1 protein-coding gene and 1 pseudogene are annotated in these 1,507 nt (G+C 72.5%); one reads left to right on the plus strand and one right to left on the minus strand.

Annotated elements, in window-relative coordinates; translation table 11 throughout:
• A pseudogene (locus AC08ON_RS12215) lies at nt 1-440 on the minus strand (MFS transporter); the annotation flags it as partial.
• 8 nt (nt 441-448) lie between these two features.
• Between AC08ON_RS12215 and AC08ON_RS12220 the strand changes: the two are divergent.
• Nucleotides 449-1,438, plus strand: coding sequence for a DUF3027 domain-containing protein (locus AC08ON_RS12220; RefSeq protein ID WP_476616993.1), 990 nt, complete (start codon nt 449-451; stop codon nt 1,436-1,438).
• Nucleotides 1,439-1,507: the final 69 nt, after the last annotated feature.

Consider the following 1,507-nt stretch of genomic DNA (forward strand, 5'->3'; position numbering starts at 1 on the left):
ACCCGGGGAATGACGGCGCTGCGCGCGACGCCGAACCCGCGGGAGAGCACGAGCAGGCCGAGCGCGAGGGGGTAGACGGCCAGCCCGTCGAGTGCCCCCGCGAGCTGCCACGCCAGCAGCCCGCGGCCCAGGCAGATGGCGGCGAGCGCCGTCCGCCGACCGTAGGCCACCCGGTCCAGCAGTGGACCGATGACCGGCGCCAGCAGGGCGAACGGCACCATGGTGACCAGTAGGTAGAGGGCGACCTTCGACCGGGCCTCGCCCGACGGGACGGCGAAGAACAGCGAACCCGCCAACGCGACGGTCACCAGCGCGTCTCCGGCGGCGTTGACGAACGACAGCTCCGTCAGCGACGACAGCCCCGACCGGTCGGCGTCATTGCCGCGCACACTCGCCCGCAGCCGGCGCAGGCTGTTCACCACTGTGCTGCCCAGGTTCACCCTGCCCAGTGTCCTCGTCCTGGACCGGCGCCGTCCTGGACCGGCGCGGCGCCGTCCTGGACCTGCGCCACTACGACCACGTCGGGCGGTGGATGGGTTCGTGGGTGAGAATACTTCCCGTGGATGCTCCCGATGTTCGTAGGACGGTCCGGTCCGGGCGGGAGCCCGTGGCCGATCCGACCTGTGCGGCCGCCGTCGACCTGGCCCGGCAGGCGGCCGTCGAGGAGGCGGGGTCCGCGGCGGAGGTCGGTGCGCATCTCGGCGTCGAGAGCGAGGGGGACCGCCTCGTCCTGCACCGGTTCGCCTGCCTGGCGCGGGCCTATCCCGGCTGGGTCTGGACAGTGATCGTTACCCGGGCCGCGCGGGTGCGCAAGGCGACGGTCGACGACGTCGTGTTGATGCCCGGGGACGGGGCCATGCTGGCGCCCCCGTGGGTCCCCTGGTCGGAGCGGCTGCGGCCGGGCGACGTCGGGATCGGGGACCTGCTGCCGACCGCCATCGACGATCCTCGGCTCGCGCTGCGCACAGAGGACGCCGAGGAGTTCGTCGACACCGACGTCTTCCTTGAGCTTGGTCTGGGGCGGGCCCGGGTGCTGTCCGTGACCGGGCGGGAGGAGGCGGTCGAGCGCTGGTACGCGGGTCCCGCCGGCCCGGACGCATCCATCGCGAAGGTGGCGCCCGCATCCTGCCTGACCTGCGGATTCCACGTGCGGCTCGCGGGTGCGCTCGGCCGGATATTCGGTGTCTGCGCCAACGAGCTCGCACCGGACGACGGCCGGGTCACGTCGATCGACCACGGCTGTGGGGCGCACTCGGAGGCGCTGGTGGCTCCTTCGGCGCATCCCGAACCCGTCCTGTTCGACGAGGACCCCTCCGACCTGGAGCCGATCGACGTCGAGCTGGTGGGTGTGGCCGCTCATCCGCCGGGTTCGGTGGACGACAACGGGGCGGGCGAGACCGCGGACGGCCCGGGACCGGAGCCCTACGGCCACTCCTGACCGGCCTCGCCCGCCGGGACTTACTCGGATTTATCCGGACGTACTCGTGTCTAGCGGGAGTTTCCTAGA

It is taken from the genome of Frankia sp. CoWAU3 (genome assembly GCF_977971855.1).